Source organism: Nocardiopsis valliformis DSM 45023, assembly GCF_000340985.1.
In the GTDB taxonomy this organism is placed as follows: Bacteria; Actinomycetota; Actinomycetes; order Streptosporangiales; family Streptosporangiaceae; genus Nocardiopsis; species Nocardiopsis exhalans.
This window is the reverse complement of the sequence record NZ_ANAZ01000004.1, coordinates 34,976-56,514: the sequence shown is the minus strand read 5'-3', so window position 1 is coordinate 56,514 and position 21,539 is coordinate 34,976. Positions and strand designations below refer to the sequence as shown.

General features: G+C 70.1%; 15 protein-coding genes. 12 read left to right on the top strand and 3 right to left on the bottom strand.

The window, feature by feature from the left end; genetic code table 11:
• Positions 1 to 76: 76 nt before the first annotated feature.
• The 8 genes from D457_RS0104905 to D457_RS0104870 all read left to right on the top strand — a co-directional run bounded on the left by D457_RS0104905 (position 77) and on the right by D457_RS0104870 (position 10,518).
• Positions 77 to 790, top strand: coding sequence for a metal-dependent hydrolase (locus tag D457_RS0104905; RefSeq protein ID WP_083926685.1), 714 nt, complete (start codon positions 77 to 79; stop codon positions 788 to 790).
• Between the two features lie 125 nt (positions 791 to 915).
• Positions 916 to 1,575: an O-methyltransferase gene (locus D457_RS0104900; RefSeq protein ID WP_026116338.1), complete on the top strand. Its 660-nt coding sequence runs from the start codon at positions 916 to 918 to the stop codon at positions 1,573 to 1,575.
• 339 nt (positions 1,576 to 1,914) lie between these two features.
• On the top strand, positions 1,915 to 3,072 hold the full coding sequence (locus D457_RS0104895; RefSeq protein ID WP_017579527.1) for an exonuclease SbcCD subunit D: 1,158 nt from the start codon (positions 1,915 to 1,917) through the stop codon (positions 3,070 to 3,072).
• Positions 3,072 to 6,080, top strand: coding sequence for an AAA family ATPase (locus D457_RS0104890; protein WP_017579526.1), 3,009 nt, complete (start codon positions 3,072 to 3,074; stop codon positions 6,078 to 6,080). Before D457_RS0104895 ends, D457_RS0104890 begins: the two co-directional genes overlap by 1 nt.
• A 210-nt stretch (positions 6,081 to 6,290) precedes the next feature.
• Positions 6,291 to 6,617: a hypothetical protein gene (locus D457_RS35600; protein WP_152514145.1), complete on the top strand. Its 327-nt coding sequence runs from the start codon at positions 6,291 to 6,293 to the stop codon at positions 6,615 to 6,617.
• A 6-nt stretch (positions 6,618 to 6,623) separates the two neighbouring features.
• Positions 6,624 to 9,296, top strand: coding sequence for a KGGVGR-motif variant AAA ATPase (locus D457_RS0104880; RefSeq protein WP_017579524.1), 2,673 nt, complete (start codon positions 6,624 to 6,626; stop codon positions 9,294 to 9,296).
• 126 nt (positions 9,297 to 9,422) lie between these two features.
• Positions 9,423 to 9,851, top strand: coding sequence for a hypothetical protein (locus D457_RS0104875; RefSeq protein WP_026116337.1), 429 nt, complete (start codon positions 9,423 to 9,425; stop codon positions 9,849 to 9,851).
• A 142-nt stretch (positions 9,852 to 9,993) separates the two neighbouring features.
• A complete protein-coding gene (locus D457_RS0104870; protein WP_017579522.1) occupies positions 9,994 to 10,518 on the top strand; it encodes a DUF3558 family protein in 525 nt (174 codons plus the stop codon).
• A 65-nt stretch (positions 10,519 to 10,583) separates the two neighbouring features.
• On the opposite strand, the gene D457_RS31905 is transcribed toward D457_RS0104870, so the two are convergent.
• Positions 10,584 to 12,701: a cytochrome c oxidase assembly protein gene (locus tag D457_RS31905; protein WP_017579521.1), complete on the bottom strand. Its 2,118-nt coding sequence runs from the start codon at positions 12,699 to 12,701 to the stop codon at positions 10,584 to 10,586.
• A 384-nt stretch (positions 12,702 to 13,085) separates the two neighbouring features.
• Here D457_RS31905 and D457_RS0104860 point away from each other — a divergent pair, with 384 nt between their 5' ends.
• The 4 genes from D457_RS0104860 (at position 13,086) to D457_RS0104845 (ending at position 17,565) form a co-directional block, all read left to right on the top strand.
• Positions 13,086 to 14,333 (top strand): dihydroorotase, encoded by a 1,248-nt coding sequence (locus D457_RS0104860; RefSeq protein ID WP_017579520.1) that lies wholly within the window; start codon positions 13,086 to 13,088, stop codon positions 14,331 to 14,333.
• Between the two features lie 136 nt (positions 14,334 to 14,469).
• Positions 14,470 to 15,588: an alanine dehydrogenase gene (ald, locus tag D457_RS0104855; protein ID WP_017579519.1), complete on the top strand. Its 1,119-nt coding sequence runs from the start codon at positions 14,470 to 14,472 to the stop codon at positions 15,586 to 15,588.
• A 309-nt stretch (positions 15,589 to 15,897) separates the two neighbouring features.
• Complete coding sequence (locus tag D457_RS0104850) at positions 15,898 to 17,025, top strand: enolase C-terminal domain-like protein (RefSeq protein WP_026116336.1); 1,128 nt, start codon at positions 15,898 to 15,900, stop codon at positions 17,023 to 17,025.
• Positions 17,026 to 17,109: 84 nt separating this feature from the next.
• Entirely contained in the window at positions 17,110 to 17,565 is a 456-nt protein-coding gene (locus D457_RS0104845; RefSeq protein ID WP_017579517.1) for a MaoC family dehydratase, read from the top strand.
• 70 nt (positions 17,566 to 17,635) lie between these two features.
• Here D457_RS0104845 and D457_RS0104840 read toward each other — a convergent pair whose 3' ends face one another.
• Together D457_RS0104840 and D457_RS31900 are read right to left on the bottom strand one after the other, a co-directional pair.
• Positions 17,636 to 19,390, bottom strand: a complete 1,755-nt coding sequence (locus D457_RS0104840) for a glycosyltransferase (protein ID WP_017579516.1) — start codon at positions 19,388 to 19,390, stop codon at positions 17,636 to 17,638.
• A complete protein-coding gene (locus D457_RS31900) occupies positions 19,387 to 21,480 on the bottom strand; it encodes a glycosyltransferase (protein ID WP_051072868.1) in 2,094 nt (697 codons plus the stop codon). Before D457_RS31900 ends, D457_RS0104840 begins: the two co-directional genes overlap by 4 nt.
• Positions 21,481 to 21,539: the final 59 nt, after the last annotated feature.

Below are 21,539 nucleotides of genomic sequence, written 5' to 3'. Positions count from 1 at the left end.
TAAGGGGGCGTTTGTTCCCCGACCGAAACCGGACGCTGATTCGCGGCGAATGACGGACTCCGCTACGGTTCCCGCCATGATGGGGCACTCGCACGCACTCAGTGGCGTGGTTGGCTGGATGGCGGTCGTACCGCTCGTCCAGGGCACGGAATTCCTTGGACTCAGCTTTCACCTGGGCCCCGGTGAGATCATCGCCGGTTCTCTGGTCTGCGCGGGCGCGGCTCTGCTGCCCGACGTGGACCACAAGAGCGCGACGGTGACCAAGACCTACGGCAAGGCCACCGAGATCCTCAGCGACATCCTCAGCTGGGCCTTCGGCGGCCACCGGATGGGCACCCACTCCTTCTTCTTCGCCGTTCTCATGGGTGTCATAGTCCAGGCGCTGGCCCTGTGGTCGGAACTGGCCGTGCAGATCTTCGTGTTCCTGCTGATCGGTATCGCGCTCCAGGGTCTGGGTTTTGGCATGGACAAGAACCGGACGGCCTCGGGGGTGATCAACGCGTTGGCGACGGCGGCGATCACCCTGACCCTGTACTCCGTCGGCGTGAACTACACCTGGCTGGGCCTAGCGGTCGCCTTCGGCATCGTCCTGCACTTCTTCGGCGACATGATCACCAAGATGGGCGTCCCGATCTTCTGGCCGTTCTGGAAGAAGCGCATCGGCCAGGGGCAGGGTTTCGCCACCAACGGCCCGGTCGAGCAGAAGGTGGTCACCCCGCTGCTCACCATCGGCGTCATCATCGGCTCGATCTACCTCTTCGACTGGCCCAACATCCTCCCGGACCACTGAAGACCCCCGGTGATCTTGCTACCAGAAGCAAGTTCGGCGCGGTGGTTTCTAGTATCTGTTGCAATGAACCTGATTCAGGGGGAGAGCGCTAGCCCGGTTGGGCGATGCCTTCTAGGCTGGGGCGCGTGACTCGAAGCTCAGAGGGCGTCAGCCCCGCACTACACGCCTACATCGTCGACCACAGCCAGCCGGTGGACCCGGTCCTGGCCGAACTGGCCGAGGAGACCGCTCGGCTGTTCCCCGACTTCAAGGGGATGCAGATCGGCCCGGAGCAGGGTGCGTTCACCACCCTGCTCACCCAGCTGTCCGGGACCCGGAACGCGGTGGAGATCGGGACGTTCACCGGGTACTCCTCCATCTGCTTCGCCCGCGGTCTGCCTGAGGACGGCACACTCCTGGCGCTGGACATCAGCGAGGAGTGGACCTCGGTGGCCAGGAAGTACTGGGAGCGGGCGGGGGTCGCGGACAAGATCACGCTGCAGATCGGCCCGGCCCTGGAATCGCTGCGCGCCCTGCCCGAGGAGCCGCAGTTCGACCTCGCCTTCCTGGACGCGGACAAGGAGGGCTACGTCGGCTACTGGGAGGAGCTGGTCCCCCGTATGCGGGCCGGCGGGCTGCTGCTGGCCGACAACACCCTGTCCCACGGTCGGGTGGTCGACCCCGAGGAGACCTCCGCGCACGTCCAGGGCATCCGGGACTTCAACGACCACCTGGTGAACGACGACCGGGTCGAGCAGGTCCTGCTGCCGATCGGCGACGGCCTGACCCTGGCCCGCAAGCTGTGAGCGCCTAGGGCGTGTTCCGTGGATGCTGCCCGTAGCGAGCGGAAAGAGGACTGCGCCGGAGGCGTCCGTTGCGGGTGGTGGCGGGCGACGGGTGGGCCAGTGGTGCTGGCGCAAGGCCGAAGAAGGAGTGCCCCTACTGTGCCCTGCTACGCGAGCTCCGCAGCGTCGCACAGCGGGGGCCCGCCCGGGTTTGGCTGTCGACTGAGAGATGCGCAGCGACGGTGCCGCTGGGGCGACGCGCAGCAGGGTATGTGTCCGCGGAACACGCCCTAGCTCTGCAACCCCGAGTTATCCACCGGGGCCACGGTTCTCCCGGCGGGAACCCGGCGAACTTGGGTAATGTCCAGTTCCATGCGCCTGCTGCACACATCGGACTGGCACCTGGGTCGTTCCTTCCACCGGGAGAACCTCATCGAAGCCCAGGCCGAGTTCCTCGACCACCTTGTCGACACCATCCACACCGAACGGATCGACGTGGTGGTGGTCTCCGGTGACCTGTACGACCGCGCCCTGCCGCCGGTGGACGCGGTGCGCCTGTTCGACCGGGCGCTCGGCCGGATCCGGGCCACCGGTGCCCGGGCGGTGCTGATCAGCGGCAACCACGACTCCATGGCCCGGATGTCCTTCGCCACGGACCTGATCGACGCCTCCGGGGTGCACCTGCGCAGCTCCCTGGACGGGATCGGCACCCCGGTGATCATCGAGGACGAGCACGGTCCGGTGGCCTTCTACGGCATCCCCTACCTGGAGCCGGAGATCGCCCGCCACCACTGGGATCTGCCCGAACGCGGCCATCCGGCGGCGATCGGGCACGCCATGGACCTGGTCCGGGCCGACCTCGCGCAGCGGCCGGGCACCCGCTCGGTGGTCCTCTCGCACGCCTTCGTCACCGGCGGCGAGCCTTCCGACAGCGAACGCGACATCTCTGTGGGCGGCGCCTCCCACGTGCCCGCCTGTGTCTACGATGGCGCAGACTATGTAGCCCTGGGCCACCTGCACGGGCGCCAGACCATCACGCCCACCGTGCGCTATCCGGGCAGTCCACTGGCCTACTCCTTCTCCGAGGAGCACCACCGCAAGGGCTACTGGCTGGTGGATCTGAACGCCGACGGCTTCGCCGGGGCGGAGTTCGCCGACGCGCCTGTCCCCCGCCCGCTGGCCCGGATCAGAGGCCGCCTGGACGACCTGCTCAGCGACCAGAAGTGGGAGCGGTACACCGGCCACTGGCTGCAGGTCACCCTCACCGACCCGCGCCGCCCGGCCCAGCCCATGGACCGGCTGCGCGAACGCTTCCCACACACCCTGATGCTGGAGTTCGATCCCGAGGGCGGCCCCGTGGAACGGCGGCCGGTCACCGGCGCGGTGGCCGAACGCCCCGAGCGCGAAGTGGTCGCCGACTTCGTCGAGTGGGCCAGGGGCAGCGCCGCCGGCCCCGAGGAGCGCGCGCTCGTGGACCGCGCGGTGGAAGAGGTCCGCCTCCAGGAAGGGACGCGCTGATGCGGCTGCACACCCTCACCATGACCGCCTTCGGGCCCTTCGCCGGAACCGAGACGGTCGACTTCGACCGCCTCGGCGAGGGCGGGCTGTTCCTGATCCACGGCCCCACCGGCGCGGGCAAGACCTCCGTGCTGGACGCGGTCTGTTTCGCGCTCTACGGCGACGTGCCCGGGGCCCGCGGCAACAACCGCTCTCCCAAGAGCGACCACGCCCCGCCCGAGCTCAAACCGGAGGTGACCCTGGAGTTCACCGTCCAGGGCCGCCGGGTGCGGATCGAGCGCAACCCGCGGTGGGAGCGCCCCAAGAAGCGCGGGAAGGGCACCGTCGCCGAGAACCAGAAGGTGCGGGTCCTCGACTGGCAGGGCGACCGCTGGGAGGGGGTCACCACCCGCCCGGACGAGGCCGGGCAGTTCGTCGGTGACCTGGTGGGGCTCACCCTCACCCAGTTCTGCCAGATCGTCATGCTGCCCCAGGGCGACTTCGCCCGCTTCCTGCGGGCCAAGTCCGACGACCGGCGCAAGTCCCTGGAGCGGATCTTCAACACCCGGGTGTTCCGGGACGTGGAGGAGTGGTTCGGCGGGCACGCCAGGAAGCTGGAGCGCGAGGTGCGCGCCGCCGACGAGCAGGTGCGCGCGGTCTCCGGGCGCATCGCCGAGGTCGGCCGCTCCACCGCGCCGGAGGCCCCCGAGGAGCTCACCGCCTGGGCCGCCGAACTGGCCTCGGTGCAGACCGCCACCGCACGTGACGCCGAGGCCGTCACCGCCGACTTCACCGAGGCCCGGGCCCGCTCCCGGGAGGCCCTGACCGCCGGGCGGGAGCTGGTGGCCCGGCACGCGCGCCTGGCCGGGGCCCGCGAACGCCGCGCCCAGCTGGCCGAGCGGCGTGAGTGGCGGTCCGGGATCGAGGCCCGCCTGGCCGCCGCCGAGCGCGCGGACTCGGTACTGCCGTACCTGAACGCCCGCGACCAGCGTCGCACCGTACTGGACAAGGCCGAGCTGGCCGTCACCGACCGGCTGGCGCTGGTCGGCGGGCTGCCCGACATCGACGCCGAGGCGCTGACCGGCCCTGACTCCCCTGCTGTCCCCGACACGCCCAAGGCGCTGAGGGCGGCCGAGCGGTCCCGCCACGATGAACTCGCCCGGCTGGACCTGCTGCGCGGGGACGCCGAGCGCCGCCGCGACCTGCACCGCGAACTCACCGGGCTGGACCGGCGGATCACCGCCGTGCGCACCGAGTCCGGACAGGCCCGCGAACACGTCAAGGCACTGCCCGCCCGGGTGGAGACGGTCACCAAGGAGCTGAACCGGGCCCGGGAGCAGTCCGGGCTGACCGACCCCGCCAAGGCCGCCCTGGAGCTGGCCGAGCGTCGGCACACCGCGGCCGTGGAGCAGCAGCGGCTCGGCGCCGAGGCCGAGCGGGCCGAAGAACTGCGCCGCAGCGCGGTCGACGCCGCCCAGGCCGCCCGGGACCGGGCCCAGGACCTGCGGGAACGGCGAATCGCGCACATGGCTGCCGAACTGGCCGCGAACCTGTCCGACGGCGCCCCTTGCGCGGTCTGCGGGGCCACCGACCACCCCTCCCCCGCCCGACCGAGCGAGCAGGGTCTGGTGTCCGCCGAGGAGGAGCGGTCCGCCCAGGCTGCCGCGGACACCGCCGCCGCCCGGCGCACCGAGGCGGAGAACTCCTTGGTGGCGCTGCGGGAACGGCACACCGCCGCCGCCGAGCGCGCCGAGGGCCGCACCGTGGCGGTCGCGGCCGAGGAGGTCGGCGCCCGTAAAAGGGAGCTGGCCGAGGCCAGGGCGGCCGCCCGCGAGGTGCACCGTCTGGAGGAGGAGCTGGCCCAGGCCGCCGCGGACCTGGACCGGGCCCGCCAGCGGGAGGGCGAGCTGGTCCGCGAGGAGAGCGAGCTGGTGGCCCGCCGCGAGGAGGGCGCCAAGGAACACGAGCGGCTGACCGTGGTGCTGGACCGGGCCCGGGGCGCGGACGCCGGGCTGGCCGAGCGAATCGCCCGCCTGCGCGGTGAGGCCGAGCTGCTGCGCGGGGCAGCGGACGCCGTCGAGCTGCGCGGCCGCGCCGCCGAGGAGCTGCGCACCGCCACCGCCGAGGCCGAGCGCTCCCGGGCCGACGCCCGCTTCGCCGACGAGGCCGCGGTGATCGAGGCCGCCCTGGACGAGCACGGCCGCAACGATCTGCGTTCCCGGGCACGGGAGTTCGACGACCAGTGGGCGGCGGTCGAGGCACAGCTGGCCGATCCCGAGCTGGTGAACGCTGAGCGGACCGGCGCCCCGGATCTGGCGGAATTGGAGGCCGGGGCGGAAGCGGCGGCCGAGGCCGCGGACCGGGCGTTGGCCTGGCAGGGGATGCTCGCCGAACGGGCCCGCCGTCTGGTCTCCCTGCGCGCCGAGCTGGGCGAGCGGCTGTCCGGTTCGGAGCCGGTGCTGCGCCGCTACGCGGTGGCCCAGGGGCTGAGCACCCTGACGGCCGGGACCTCTCCGGACAACACCGACAGCGTGCGGCTGTCCGCCTACGTGCTGGCGGCCCGGTTGGAGCAGGTGGTGGAGGCCGCCAACCACCGGCTGCTGACGATGTCGGACGGCCGCTACGAGCTGCGCTACACCGTGGACAAGGCCGCCGGGGACGGCCGGGCCCGCTCCGCCGGCGGGCTGGGCATGCGCGTGATCGACGCCTGGACCGGGGTGGAGCGCGACCCGGCGACCCTGTCCGGCGGGGAGACCTTCTTCAGCTCGCTGGCCCTGGCGCTGGGCCTGGGCGACGTGGCCACGGCCGAGGCGGGCGGTACCGAGATCGACACGCTCTTCGTGGACGAGGGCTTCGGCACACTGGACGAGGACACCCTGGAGGAAGTCCTGGACGTCCTGGACCGCCTCCGCGACGGCGGTCGCGCGGTCGGTGTGGTCAGCCACGTCGCGGACCTGCGCCAACGCGTGACCACCCGGCTGCGCGTGCACAAGTCCGCGGGCGGATCCCGGGTGGAGCACCTGGCTTAGGCGACTGGCGCAAGGAGCCATCGAACAGCGAAGGCGAGTTGAGCAGGCGAGAACTGGACCTGTCCAGAGCAGTTCCCGAAACCGAGGAGAATCCCATACAGCGACCAGTATTCTGGCGCGATGGTGGATGTGGGAGTGAGTGAGCTGCGTCGGAGCCGGGACCGGCTCACTTCGCAAGCGGATGAGGCCGAACGAGCAGGAGCATACGCCGTGGGTGGTCTGCTGTACTTCTACGCAGCAGAGTGCGGGTTAAAAGCTGAACTGCTGCGCTGGATCCTGCAGCGCGACGATACTTCCGCTCTCCCAGACCACTTGCGCAACCACAACTTGCGCCGATTGGCCAAGGAACTCAACCTCCAAGACCCGGGCCCTGGCCCCGATCCTCTGCGCTGTCACCGACTCAAAGGGAATACTTGGATCGAGAGCCACGAACTACACCAAGCATGGCGTTACGGCGCGGAACTGCGCGTGAAAGATCAGAAGTCCGCAGTGGAAGCGCTGAAGTCTCTGGTGCGTGAAACCAGGAAAGGAACCTGAGCGCCAATGGTCGGCAAACTCTTCACATGGGTTGACATCGACTCGCAACTTGCGGAGGAGGCTGTATCGGGCGGATGGCCCGCATGGCTGCTCGAAGTCGATGCCTGGTGGGACGGGTTGGAACTCACTGTGGACGCGGGGACAGACATTACCGCGGTCCGCGCGTGGTTGGATCGACAGTTCGGTCTCGGCTCCACCAAACAAGACGAGACAGGTGTGATGCTCACCCTGGACCGCCCCGCCAACCAGCCTTCTGAGTCCCTCCCGGTGCGTCTGGTCGAGGCACGCGCTCTCGAAGCACCCCCACGACGTCCCCGACTCAAAGAGCGTCGTATCACCTCAGCCCTGAGTCAGGCCCTGCCCAGGCCTGAGAACACACAGTTCAGCGGCGAAAAACAGATCACCGCGTTCCATTCTTTCAAGGGTGGCGTGGGTCGCACTCTGCACGCGGTGGCGCTGGCGGATCTACTCGCCTCACAGGGGCAACACGTGCTTCTCATCGACGCGGACCTGGAAGCCCCCGGCATCACTTGGATGTACCAGGCACAGGGCGGACGCTGCGACATCGCATACGAGGATCTCCTGGCACTCCTGCACTCCTCGAAGCAGGGCGACCCCACGAATGCGGTGAAAATCGCCTCTGCTTACCTACCCAACCAAGGGGTTTCGCGGTATTCGGGGACGGGACGTGTGACCGTTCTGCCTGCCAGCCGACGTAGCCGGCTCGGCCCTCCTCAAATCAGTCCGTCCGACCTCCTGACCGAGGATCGCTCTCCGTACTTTCTCAGCGAGTCCCTAGCCGCGTTGGCCATCGCCGCGGAGGTGGACACCATTATTCTCGATCTGCGTGCGGGGGCCTCGGAACTGTCAGCGCCTATTCTGCTGGACCCCCGTATAACGCGGGTATTCGTCACAACGATCAGCGACCAGTCACTCCAGGGCACCGAGACCATGATCCGGCAACTCGGCGTCCAGGCCCCGGCAGTCGCCGGGACCGACCCCGCACCCAGCGCGATCGTGACCCAGTACCGCCTGGATGTCCATGATTCCCATGCCGAGCAGGCTCGCAGGACGCTTTCCGACGCCCTGTCGTCCATGATCGACTTGTCCACGACCTCTTCGTCGGAAGACCTGACAGTGGACGAACAGGTACTCACAGAACCTCTGCTCAGCGCCTTCCGAGAAGAGCTGCTCGCGCTCCCTCGCAACTGGGACGCGGTGGTCGAAGTGATCCGGCGATGCGCCCTACCCGGGCTGCTCGACGAGTTCAGCGCCAACCTCACTCCGATACCATCAGCCCCGCAGCAGGAGTCGGCCACGCTGGACCAGCGTCGGAGTTCTCTTGCGAAGTACGCGGGCCAGCTGGTTTTCGCGGAACGTCGGGGCATGGACTACGGACTCGGGTTCCTCACCACCGAACCGGTACGGAGACTGATCTCCGACCACAGCACCGACCTTCCCGTGGCTGTGATGGTCGGGGCAAAGGGCTCAGGTAAAACCTTCACTTTCGCCCGAATGTGCGCCCAGGGTTCCTGGGAACGGTTTGCTGTCGAGAACGAGCAGGCCGTCGAACGGGACGCGATGGTGGTTCCGGTTCTGGACCCCGTGAATATCACCGAATCCGGTGAGACGGCAGCTTCTCCACAGGACCTGAGAGACCGTGTCGCGGGTGGCCAGGGAATCACGGCTGAAGAAGTCAAGAGCTATCTCAACTCCGGTCTCCAGGACGATCAGAAGAACACCGATACGGAATTCTGGCGAACGCTCTGGCTGAGATGTCTGGCCCGGGTAGCGGGAGCCGACCCGAAGGCGCCCGCAGAGGACTACCTTCTGGAGCGAACCCTCGGTGAAGACATACCCCTCCTCTTTGTCATCGATGGTTTGGAGGACTGGCTGGAGACCCTCGGCCCAGAGCCCAAACGCATCGCACTGCGAACTCTACTGATCGAAGTGCCGGCCTGGTTTCGTCGGCTGCGCAACCGTTCACTCGGACTCGTGGTCTTCGTGCGGCAGGACCTGGTTCGATCCGCGATCCGGCAGAATCTGGGCCAGTTCCTCGATCGTTACGCCCCTTACGAACTTCGTTGGGGAACCGAGGACGCACTTCGGCTCTCTCTTTGGGTCGCGACCAAGGCCGAGGCGCTCTCGCCCCCTCAGCAACCCATCGCTGACATGGGCTACGACGATATTGTTGATGCGTTGCTCCCCCTGTGGGGGGCGAAACTCGGGGCAGAGAAATCGCGCGAGGCGTGGAGCGACCGGTGGGTCCCTGCCGCTCTCTCGGACTTCAACGAGCAGATCCAGGCCCGCGACATCGTTCGTTTCCTGCGTGAGGCCGCGGAAGCCTCAGTAGGAGATTCCCGGTGGGATGACCGAGTACTGGCCCCTGCTGCGATGCGCCGAGCCCTGAATGTCTGCAGTCAGGAGAAAGTACAGGAAATCCAGCAGGAGAACCCACCATTGGGAAACCTTCTGCGACGCATGTCCACCTTCGCTGATTCCGTCATGATGCCCTTCGACTCGAAGGACCTGGATCTGTCAGCTGAGGACATCGAGGCACTGGAACAGTGGGGAGCCTTGGCCAGAGACAACGATGGCCGCTACCGCATGCCCGAAATCTACCGTCACGATCTGGGTTTCCGCACCCAGGGTAGAGCCCGTGTAGTTCGGGACCTGTGAAGCCGGCTCGAACCCAGGTGGAGCACCACGGCTGAGCCCCGTCGGCGAGGTCTGCCCCGCCCCTCTCCTCGGTGTGACCCACCCCAAGGTCACCCTGAGTTGGGGCGCCGCCGCGGCGGTGCGAGAATGACCAGCGTGAATTCGCTGGTCAACATCGCCGTGTTCGGAATCGGGGGCGCCATCATGGTGGCGGCCCTGATCGGTCTGCTCCTTGTGGTCTCCGGGAGCGCTAGTGGGGCCTCGCCCCGGCTGCTCACCGTCTTCGGGGCCGCTTCGGTGGTGCTGTTGGTGGTGCTCCCTTCCCTGGCCGCGCTGAACGTGATGTCCGGTGGCGGCGGCTTCTGGGTGGGCTTCGTCAGCGCGAGCACGGTGGCCGCCGTGATGTACGCGGTCAACGTCGCCCTGCTGCCGTTCCTGGCCCGCCGCCAGGCCCTGGTGAGCGGGCGCCCCGCGCTGGGTGAGCTCCGGCCCTCGGCCTCGGTTCTGCTCAGCGGTCTGGTCGTCTGCCTGGGCGTGGGCCTGCTGGTGACGGGTGTGACGGCCTTCATCGTCTGAGATCGCTGTCTACCCTCGTGACCGCTTCCGGCCACAAGTTCCGCACACGCAACGACGCTCTGTAGTTTCGTGCCGGGGCTCCCTGCCTACCCAGTGGTAGGGAACCCCGGGCACTGACCGCACTCGACGGGTGGAGCGACGGATGCGCGGACGGGGACGGGTCGCCACGGCGGCGGCGGTGGCACTGGTCATCGGTTGCTCGGGCGAGATCGAGCTGGCCGACCGCGACTCCATCGACCAGTTCGATGTCCCCGCGCTGGACCTCAACGCCGAACACCCCTGTGACCTGCTCCCGGATGCCACCGCTGTGGAACTGGGCATCCTGCACGAGGACGGCAGCGGCAGCGCGCAGTCGGACGGCAACTGCTACTTCACCAACCGCGTCGACGCCAGCGTGGACGTGCGTGTGGACCTCTTCGACGAGGACCTTGCCACGGAGTCCGCCGTGGCCACCACCGTCTCGGCCGCCTTCTCCGGAGCCGACGGCCAGGAGTTCGCCAGTGTCGGGGGCTACCCCGGCTTCACCACCGCCTTCCCGGACTCGTGCAACCTCACCGTGGCCACATCCGACGAGCACGAGCTGTTCGTCCAGGTCAGCGCGGACGACGCCTGTGACACCGCCGTCAAGATCGCGCGCACGGTCATCGCCAACTCACCCGAACTCTGATCCTCGGCCGTCCGAAACAGGGGGCGTACCCGTTCGGGCACGCCCCCTGTTCAGTTCAAAACCCGTCAGTCCTTCTTGGGTTCTTCCTTGGGCTCTGCCACGGTTTCACCGGCGGCCGCCCGCGAGCGGCGGTCGAGCTCGGCCAGGTAGGCGTTGTAGTCGTCCATGTCGGCGTCGTCGGAACCGCCGCGGCGGCTGTGCCGCTCACGCCTGCGCTCCTGGCGCTCATCGTCACGCGACCACTGCACGACCAGCGCCAGCATCACCATGACGGTCGGGATCTCGCCCAGCGCCCAGGCGATACCGCCGCCCGCGTACTGGTCGGCGGCCTGGTCGGTCATCCAGGGGATGTCGAACTGACCGTAGTACTGCATGGCCATCGGCGTGGCCTGCTCCATGATCGCGATGCCGAAGAACGCGTGGAAGCCCATCACCACCAGCAGCAGCAGGATGCGCAGCAGGAAGGGGAGCTTCCGCGGCGCCGGGTCGATCCCCACGATCACCCAGTAGAAGAGGAAGCCCGAGACGAGGAAGTGCACGCCCATGAACAAGTGACCGAGGTGGTCGTTCATCAGCGTGGGGAAGAGCGGCGTGAAGTACAGCGCGTACGGGCTGAACACGAAGATCGGGGCGGCCACCGCCGGGTGGGTCACGACCTGCGAGAACCGGCTGTTCAGGAACGCGTTGAGCCACTCGCGGGGTCCCCGGTCGCCGCGCTGTTCGGCGGGCCTCAGGGCGCGCAGGGCCAGGGTGACCGGGGCACCCAGCACCAGCAGGATCGGCGTGACCATGGCCAGCACCATGTGCTGGATCATGTGCATGGAGAACATGATCATGGCGTAGGTCGCGAACCCGCTGAGCTGGACCGCGACGATGGTCAGCAGGCCCAGGACGAAGGCGACGGTGCGGCCGATCGGCCACTTGTCGCCCCGCTGGACCAGGCGCCGCACGCCGGCCAGGTACAGGAACCCGGCGACCACGACGAACATGATGAAGAACAGGTCAGGGCGCCACAGGGTGAGGACGTTCTCCAGGCTCATCGCGGGCGGAATCGGGAAGCCCAAGATGGCGGCGGCCGGATCGACGGTGCTCTCCAGCGGCGGGGGCGGTGCGGTGCGGCCCAGGCCCACGGACACGCCGATGACGGCGGCCATGATGAGGATCTCGACCCCGGCCAGCCACAGGAAGGCGTTGCGGCGGAAGGTGTACCCGTGCTTTCCAGCGGGTGCGGCGTCGATCCGGACCAGCACCCGGGAGCGGTGCAGGTAACCGAAGACACCGAGGACCGCGAAGAGGACGACCTTCACCACGATGATCAGGCCGTACTCGGTGCCGAACAGGTCGTCCAGCGAGTACAGGCGAGCCAGCGCGCTGGCGGCGCCGCTGATCGCCACACCGACGTAGGCCCACAGGGCCAGGCGGCTGAAGCGGTGCGCGGCCACGGCCGGTTCCTGGCCGTCGCGGCGCATGGCGTGGTAGGTGACCACGGCCAGACCGCCCACCCACACGCAGATCGAGATCAGGTGCAGGGCCAGCCCGGTGACGGCCAGTTCGTGGGCGCCCGAGGAGGCGGAGTGGCCGGTCAGAGCGGGCGGGGTGACCGCGACCAGGGCGGCGACCAACAGCCACAGGCCGCCGGTCGCGGTGGTGGCCGTGCGGCCGAACAGCGCGATGCCGGTGGTGATGAGGATGACGAACATCAGGGAGATGCCCGCGGACACCGACCCCGCGTAGGCGGTGACCTCGTCGATGCTCACCTGTCCCATGGGCTTGGCGAGGAACTCCGAGGCCTGGAAGTACAGCGTGGCCACGGCGGACAGCGTCCAGGCCAGGGCGGCCCAGGTGGCGCCGCGCACGTAGCCGGTGGCCTGCGGGGAGAGCCGCCCCTTCTTGGAGGCGAGCAGGACGACCGCCATGAGCAGGAGCCCGATGGTCAGGACCGCGGCGGTGTCCATGACCGTCTTGGCGATGGGCATGCCCCAGCGGACGGCCTCGCCGGCGTCGGGCAGGCCGGGGATGACCTGCGCGAAGACCGAACCGCCCAGAATGAGGGTGGCGCCCAGGGCGATCGTGCACACGAGTGCCGCGGCCAGGGCGTACAGAGGCACGTTGGCGGTGCCGGGGGCCGGATCCAGGTCCTGGTGTTCCTTGGGGGATGTGTCGTTCTGTGCGGGAGGAGCCACGCGCCACTCCGTCGTCGTGTTCGGTCAACTGGCAGGTCAGCACCCCTGGCCGTGGTGGCCACCTGGCTACTGCCGCGAGTCGGGGTCCGGCAGGGGCCGTGCACGGAGGAACACCTTCCGTCAAGGTTAGACCGTTTACTACACAGTGTCGGACTTGGGCCCGCGCGCCCGTCCACCAACCCCTCATCTGCCGGGGCGGAGCTGGAAAGCCGACCGCGAGAAGTGACGTTTCCCCCTTCTCGGCGGGGCCTTCGCGATACGCTCGACGTCCCCGCTCGAGGCCACGGACCCGCGCCCCTCGTGCCCGTCACCCCTCACCGCCGTGTCCCTCAACGCGGCCGCACAGCACCACGAACGCGACGAAGCGTACGAAGGGGGAGGGCGATGCCCGAGTTCGACAGTGTCATCCGTTCCAGGCGGACGGTGGTCCCCGCGGGGGCCGTTCCCGCCAGTGTGGGGATCCGGGACGGCCGGATCGAGGCGGTCGGCACCTACGCGGCCGAGATGTCCGCGCGCGAGGTCGTCGACCTCGGGGACACGGCCCTGCTGCCCGGCGCGATCGACCTGGGCACCGGTGTGCACGCCCCCGGCCAGGAACTGGCCGATTCCTATCAGGCGGTGGGCGAGGCCGCCCTGCGCGGCGGGGTCACCTGTGTGGTGGCCTCCCCCGCGCCCGGTCGGCCCGCGATCACCTGCGCCGACTCCCTCCAGGTGCACCAGCGGGCCGCGGCGGGGGCAGCGGCCTCGGTGCTCTTCCTCGGCGGGGTGACCCGGGGGACGGGCCCCCTGGACCTGGCCGACCTGCACGCCGGCGGGGTGGTGGCCTTCCAGGGATCGCTGTCGGACGGAGGCGCGCCGGACATGGCGGCGCTGGGCGACGCGCAGCTGCGCAAGGCCATGGCCGAGATCGCCACGCTGGACTCCCTGCTGCTGGTGCACGCCGAGGACGCCCGCGAGCTGGGCCGCCCCGCGGTATCGGCGGAGCAGCGGCCACCCCGGGCCGAACGGCGAGGGCTGGAACGGGTGATCGCGGCGGCCCGGGTGGTGGGCGCACGCACCCACGTCGCACCCTTCACCGCCGCCGAGTGCGCGGCCCTGCTGGCCGCGGCCGGTGCGGTGGGGGTGGAGATGACCGCGCACACCTGTCCGCACTACCTGTGTCTGCCCTCGGAGTTCCCGCGCCCGGACTCCCCGGCGCGCGCCTGCCGCCCGCCGCTGCGTTCGGACGCCAACCGCAAGGCGCTGTGGAGCGCGCTGCTGGAACCGGACTCCCCGATCCTGACGGTCGGTTCGGGGCACCTGCCCGCGATCGGCCTGCACACCCTGGAGTGGAGTCTGTCGGCGCTGTGGACGGCGGCGCGCAAACGCGGGCTGTCCCTGGCGGACCTGGCGCGGTGGACCTCTCTGGCACCGGCGGAACTGCTGGGGCTGGGCGGGCGGGGCCGGATCCAGGAGGGGTTCGACGCCGACCTCGTGGCCTTCGCCGACTCCGAGGCGCTGGCGGTCCCGGAAACGGATCCCAGCCCCTACGCCGGGATGCGGCTGACCGGGCGGGTGGACCGGGTGTGGGTATCCGGACGCCCGGCCCGGAGGGAACTTCTCGGCACGGGGAGCCTCGGAACCCGCCCTTAACCCGTGTCACACCGCACACAGTCGGCTTACAGACTGTCAACATGGCAGCGTAAAGCTATGCACATTGGCGATAGCGTGGACGCGCCTTCGCAGGTCACAGTGGGAGGTATCGATGGCGATACCAGTTGGAGGAACCGTGCGCATCGGCGTGCCCCGTGAGATCAAGAACCACGAGTACCGGGTGGCGATCACCCCTGCGGGTGTCCACGAGCTGACCCGCCGGGGTCATGAGGTCTTCGTCGAACACGACGCCGGCGTCGGCTCCTCCATCACGAACGAGGAGTACGTGGCGGCGGGCGCCAGCATCCTGCCCACCGCGGACGAGGTGTGGGCCGCGGGCGACCTGATCCTCAAGGTCAAGGAGCCCATCCCCGCCGAGTACCACCGCATGTGTGAGGGCCAGACCCTGTTCACGTACCTGCACCTGGCGGCCTCCCGCGAGTGCACGGACGCGCTGCTGGAGCACAGGGTCACCGGCATCGCCTACGAGACGGTGCAGCTGCCCGACGGCTCCCTGCCGCTGCTCGCCCCGATGTCGGAGGTGGCCGGCCGGCTCGCCCCGCAGGTGGGTTCGGTGACGCTGCAGCGCCCCAACGGCGGCCGCGGCGTCCTGATGGGCGGGGTCCCGGGTGTGCGCCCGGCCCGCGTCACCGTCATCGGCGCGGGTGTGTCCGGCCTGAGCGCCACCCAGATCGCGGTGGGCATGGGCGCGGACGTGACCGTGCTCGACCTGAACGTCAACAAGCTGCGCCACGTCGACTCCCTGTACCGCGGCCAGGTCAAGACGGTGGTCTCCAACTCCTTCGAGCTGGAGCTGTCGGTGCTGGAGTCGGACATGGTGATCGGCGCGGTCCTGGTGCCCGGAGCCAAGGCCCCCAAGCTCATCTCGAACGAGCTCGTCTCCCGTATGCGCCCGGGCGCGGTGCTGGTCGACATCGCGATCGACCAGGGCGGCTGCTTCGAGGACTCGCGTCCCACCACGCACGACGACCCCACCTTCACCGTGCACGACACGGTCTTCTACTGCGTGGCGAACATGCCCGGCGCGGTGCCCAACACCTCCACGCACGCCCTCACCAAGGACACCCTGCGGTACACGGTGGCGCTGGCGGACAAGGGCTGGAAGCAGGCCCTGCGCGACGACGCCTCGCTGGCCGACGGCCTGAACACCTTCGACGGCGACCTGGTCTACGCGCCGGTGGCCGAGGCGCACGGGATGAAGCACCGTGAGCTCTCCGAGGTGCTCGCCTCCTAGAACAACCGAAGATGAGCGTGAGGGGCCGTCCGGGGGACGGCCCCTCTGCCGTTCTTCCGTGTCAGCCGCGGGTGTTGGCGTCGTGCAGGCTTCACCCGCCCCGCCGCCTCCCGGAGTGAGAGACCCCACGGGGAGGCCCCGACGAACCGTCACCCATCCGACCAAAGCCCGCCCGACCTGGGACCCCTAGCCGAATCAGCCCTTGTGGACGGGGTGGTCGGGCCGGCCGGGCGGGGGTACCGTCGAAGGGTGGGCCCTTCCGACCGTGGGGCCTGTGACCGGGGCCCCGACACATGAGGTGGGACAGTAGTGACACACACCGGCGCGGTAACGGTGACCCGGATCGTCGAGCTCGAGCTGGTGCGGCTGCGGCCGTCACTGGCCGGTCGGGGTGCCGACGGAGCCGTTCCGGTGCTGGTCCGGGTGAGCGACGGGCAGGTGAGCGGCTGGGGCGAGGTGTCCCGGGCCACCGCCGAGCAGTGGGAGGCGCTCTCCCGGGACTTCGCCCCCGCCCTCCTGGAGCACGGCTGGCGCCGCCCGACCGAGGTGGCCGACGCCTTCGCGGACCTGCCCTGGGACCCGGCGCTGGTGGGCGTGCTCGACACCGCTTGCTGGGATCTGTGGAGCCGTCAGCGCGCCACCCCGCTCTCACATGCCCTGGGCGGGGAGCGCACCGCACTCACCGCAGGGGTGACCCTGCCCCGGCAGGTGACCCTGGATTCGGTGGTCACCGAGGTGAACCGCCAGGTCGGCGCGGGTTTCCGGCGGATCAGACTGGAGGTCGAGCCGGGCTGGGACACCGATGTGGTCCGGGCCGTGCAGACCAGTTTCCCGTTCCTGGTGCTACAGGTGGACGCGGGCGGGCGCTACACCGAGTCCACCGCGGACCTGGACGCCCTGCGTTCGCTGGACGCCCTGGGGCTGCTGGCGATCGAGGACCCCTTCGCCTCCGACGACCTGGGCGCGCACGCCCGGCTGTCGGCTGAGCTACGCACCCCGGTGGCGCTGCACCGGTCGCTGTCCTCGGTGGAGGACCTGCGCGAGGCGGTCCTGGCAGAGGCCGGGAGCGCCGTGAACGTGGACCCGGCACGGCTGGGCGGGCTGACCGCGGCCCGGCGCGCGGTGGACCGGGCGGTGGACGCGGGATGGCAGGTGTGGTGTGGTTCCTCGGCGGTGACCGGGGTCGGCCGGGCGGCGACGGTCGCGCTGGCTTCCCTGTCCGGGGCGACCCTGCCGGTGGAGATGCCGGGGGCCGGTGGTCGCAGTCGTGACCTGGTGGTTCCGCCGGTGCGCGCGCACGACGGCGTGGTGCCGGTGCCGTTGGCCGAGAGCGGGCTGGGCCATGACGTGGACGAGGCTTCGCTTCCGGGTTTCACCTCCCGGACCCTGCTGCTGGGCGCGCCCGCGGCGAAGGACCCGGGTGCCGCCGCCACTTAACCGAACACCGTTAGGTAGAGTGGCGCGCATCACTGTCCGGCTTCCCCCGGAGTGCGCCGGATCCCTAACAAACGTGGAGGCGTGGTGCGCGTATTCGCCGACATCCAAGAGGTCGTCGACGCCCAGGGTGAACACCTGGGTCACACCGACTGGCTGACGATCACCCAGGACCGCATCGACAAGTTCGCCGATGCAACAGAAGACCACCAATGGATCCACCTGGACGCGGAGCGGGCCGCCGAAGGCCCCTTCGGCGCCACCATCGCGCACGGGTTCCTGTCCCTGTCGCTGCTGGCGCACTTCTCCCAAAGCATCTTCTCGCTGACGAAGAAGCCGCAGATGTCCATCAACTACGGCCTGAACAAGGTGCGCTTCCTCCAGCCGGTCACGGTGGGCTCGCGGGTGCGCGACGCGGTGGAACTCAGCGGGGTGAAGGAGACCCCCAAGGGCTACCTGGTCAGCACCACCCACACCGTGGAGATCGAGGGTCAGGAGCGCCCCGCCCTGGTCGCCGAGAGCCTTGGCCTCTGGGTTCCATAGCAAGCAGGTTCCATAAGCGGTCGGGGTTCGGGGGCGGATCCATGGTGACAGGGACCCGCCCCCGAAACTCTCAGCGGACGACCCGGCGCAGGACGCGGCGGACCAGGCCCGGGGTGAACCAGCGCAGCTTGCGCTCGGCCCGCTCCGCACGGCGGCGCAGGCGGTCGCCCCTGGCTTTGGCCTGCTCCAGCTCGGCGCGCAGCCGGACCGCCTCCGCCGAACCCTCCTCCGTGCCGTCCGCTCGGGGCGCCGCCCCCGCCGACCCGGCTTGCGCTGTCGTGGCCTCCAACCGGTCTTCCTTCTGGCCGATAACGTGGATGAGGTCCGTCGCGGGCATCCAGTGGATACCGTGGACCTCCTCCACCACCCGGTCCAGTTCCCGGCCCTGGGCCTCGGGGGCGAGGTGGCGTGCCCGGCTGAAGGCGGCGGTGCGCTCCAGGCGCAGCATCCCTTCCTCGGCCGTGAGCGCGCCCGGCATGGGTGCGCTCAGCAGCCCCGCCGCGGTGGAGTCGCAGGTGCGGACCAGCTCGGCCAGGGTCTGGGGGTAGGGCTCGGGTCCGGCGTCCAGATACAGCCGGAAGGGCACGCGCGGGTCGGTGCCCGGCTCGGTCTCGACGAACCGCACCCGCGGGTCGCCGCGGAACGTCTCGTGCGCCAGCCGCAGGTCCAGGACGTCCTCCTCCAGCGGCGAGCGACGGCCCCCGTGCAGCTCGCCCCACGGACCGACCAGCCACAGGCGCAGGTCCGGGGTGGTCCCGGACAGCAGCGCCGAGGCGGTGGTGTCGATCTCCTCCAGGGTGTGCCCGGCCACGTCCAGCACCACGTCGACCAGTGGCACCTCCCACTGCCGCTCGGGGCGCTTGCGGCGCAGATGGAAGTCGGGCACCCGGTTGGACACATACGGCATCCGGTAACGGGTCCCGGCGTCACGCTGCTCCTGCATCTGGGAACGGCCCAGGTGCCAGCTACTGGTGTCCAGGTCCGGCACGAACACCGCACCTTGCTGCGCCACCCGGTGGCCGAACTCACTGTCACCGCCCAGGATCAGGGACGGGTCCAACCCGCCGGTGGCGTCGAAAAGGCTCCGGTGCAGGGAGCCGGTCGCGCCCACGAACACCTTGAAGGCTTCGTGGTGGGCCGAGCGCAGCCGGTCGTTCCTGTCGATGAACCGCTCCACCCAGTGCGAGTCGGCGCTCCTGAGGTCGAAGAGCGTTTCGGCCCGCCCCGCCGCGACTTCCTCGTACACGTACTCCGGGGCCATGGCGGCCGGGTCGAAGTCCACGAACATCTTGTGGCCCATGACCACGGCGTAGTCCACCTGGTGGTGCCAGCGCATCTGGGACTCCACGTGCTCGCGGTAGACCAGCATGTCGGCGTCCAGGCGCAGCACCACCTGCCCGGAGGAGGCCGCCACCCCGGTGTTGACCGCGTGCGCTGAACCCCAGCCACCCGGGGCGGAGGGCACCAGCAGCGTGTTCCCCGGCCGGACCCGGGGCAGGGCGAGGGGTTCGGGTGAACCGTCGTCCACCACGACCACCTCGGTGAGCTCGGCGGGGTAGCTCTGCGCCGCCAGTGCGGCCAACACCAGGTCCAGCTTGTCCTGGTGGCCGTGGGCCGGGATCACCACGCTCACCGACAGCGTCGGCGTCCACTCCCCCAGCCGGGGCAGGTCCAACCGCGCGTAGTCGTTGCGGAACACCCGGGGCTGGCCCGGTTGGTCCCGCCGGTCCGGGCTCCCGGCCTGGGCCGGAACCGTCCCGACCCGCACCCGGGTATCCGGGCGCGATCCCTGACCGCGCTCTGAGACGTTGTCCGCACTGGTCACGACTGTCCTCCCTGGTACTCGGTGGTCCGCAGCAGCGCCCGTCCCGCCTGTGGGCCGGGCTGCCCCAACGGGTTCGGCCGGCCCAGCGGGGCGGGCTCGCCCTCCAGCAGGGAGCTCGGCCGCCAGCCGGACCACTGCCTGGTACTCCTGCGCAGGAAGTAGCCCATGTCCGCCCCCCAGGTGTGTCCCTGTCCGGCGCGGCGCAGCAGGTAGCCGAGGCCGTGAGTGCGGTAGATCCGGCCGCTGTCGCGGCGGACCGCCAGGAGCAGCTGACTGTCGATCGCCCGCGGCAGCGGACGGAAGCCTCCGACGTCGCGCAGCACGGAGCGGTCGACCACGATCGTGCTGCCCACCACGTCCGGGGAGGGCTTCTCCGTCTGGTAGCTCCGCCACACGGTGAGGTCGAGCTCCTCCAGGTAGACGAGGTCCTGGGTGACCCCGACCAGGTCGGCGCAGGAGTAGGCCCGGGCCATCAGCAGGTCGGCCAGGTGCTCGGGGCCGTACCAGTCGTCGTCGTCCCACTTGGCGACGACGCTGCCAGACGTACGGTCCACGGCGTCGTTGAGGACCGCGCCGAACACCTGGTCGGCGGGGGCCTCGTGCACCGTGACCGGGATACCGGTCGCGGCGAAGTCCGCCACGGCCGCGCGGACCTCGGGCAGGTCGGCGGAGAACCCGTGCAGGGCCAGGACCAGCTCGAACCGCACCCCGCGCTGGCGGGCGACCTGGGCCAGGGCGAAGCCCACCAGCTCGGGCCGCCGGGTGCACAGCATCACCGACACCAGGGGGTCAGGCGGTATCGGCACGCCCGACCGCGCGGCCAGGGTGCGCCAGCGGGCCAGCTGGCCGTGCACGCGCAGCGAGGCGCGCCGCAGTCGGACGCTGTGCTCCTCCCGGCGCAGGGGGTCGGCGAGTTCGCTCTCCGCCGGCCCGGTGAGGGTTTCGGTGAGCGCGGTCCCCAGACCGGCAGCCCAGTCGGGGACCGGCCCGCTGATCACGGGAACTCCTCCGGCGGCCAGGGCGGTCACCGCGCGGACCACGGTGACCGGCGCGGCGGGCCCGGACCAATCCACCCGGACCCCGCGCAGGTAGCGCGCCCGCCCGATGTCCAGGTCGGTGACCGTGCCGTCCTCGGGGACCACGCAGAGGACCTTTGTCCCCTCACGCAGGACAGTGCGCCCGTCCCGAGTGGACAGGTCCCCCATGGGGCCGCCAGCCTTCTTGGTGAAGCCGATCGGGTTGACGGTGTGCTCGTCGACGGGTGCGAGGGAGTACACCGGGTCGGGATCGGTGACCTGGGCCCCGGACTCTGGCGTTCGGGACTGGGCTGTTGGGGACTGGGCTGTTCGGGACTGGGGCACGTTCCGGCCGGGTGCCTGCGGACCGGGCACGTCCAGGTGCGGTACGACCCCGTCCTCCCAGAGCGGGAGGCCTCCGTCGTCGGTCCGGACCACGAGGTCGGCCACCGGCGAGACCCGGCGCAGCGGCACCGGTCCGGTCGCGCTCACTCCAGTGGCGGCGACGTCGCCGGACCGCCACAGCGCCCCGCCCCGCCCGTGCACCCCGGCCAGCGGGACGGGGCGCGGTCCGCGCCGTCCGCCGTTGGTCCCGTGCAGGACGCAGTCGAGTGCCTGGCCGGTCTCGATGGAGTCGGGGAAGTACAGCTCGCAGATCCACCCGCGTTTGCCCAGGCGGCGCACGCGCATCTCGAGCAGGTCGTTCCACTCCGCGATCCCCGGCGGGCTGGGGACGAGGGGACCGTGGTGGCCCGGGGTGTCCGCGACCACCACGACCAGGTGGACGGTGGGCGGCAGGGCGTTGGCGGTGATCAGGCTGCGCCGCAGGTCGGTGAGGCTGGCCGCGACCACCGCGACCACGCCGACCGCCTCGGGCTGGCCCTCTCCGCCCACCGAAGCGACCTCGAACGGCTCACCCAGGGTGTGGGCGTCCAGGTCGACCAGCAGGTCGTCGCGGCGCAGCCGCAGGCGGGTGAGCTCCTTACGGGTCGACTCGTGGGATCCGGTGTGGCAGAGGATCGCTGGTTCGTCGCCGCGTGTGTGCAACGCCTGGCGTAGGACTGAGTGGATCATCGGGCGACCCCGGTTTCGGAGCGGGCGAAGGCGCAGGTGAGAACCGATCCTGATCGGTC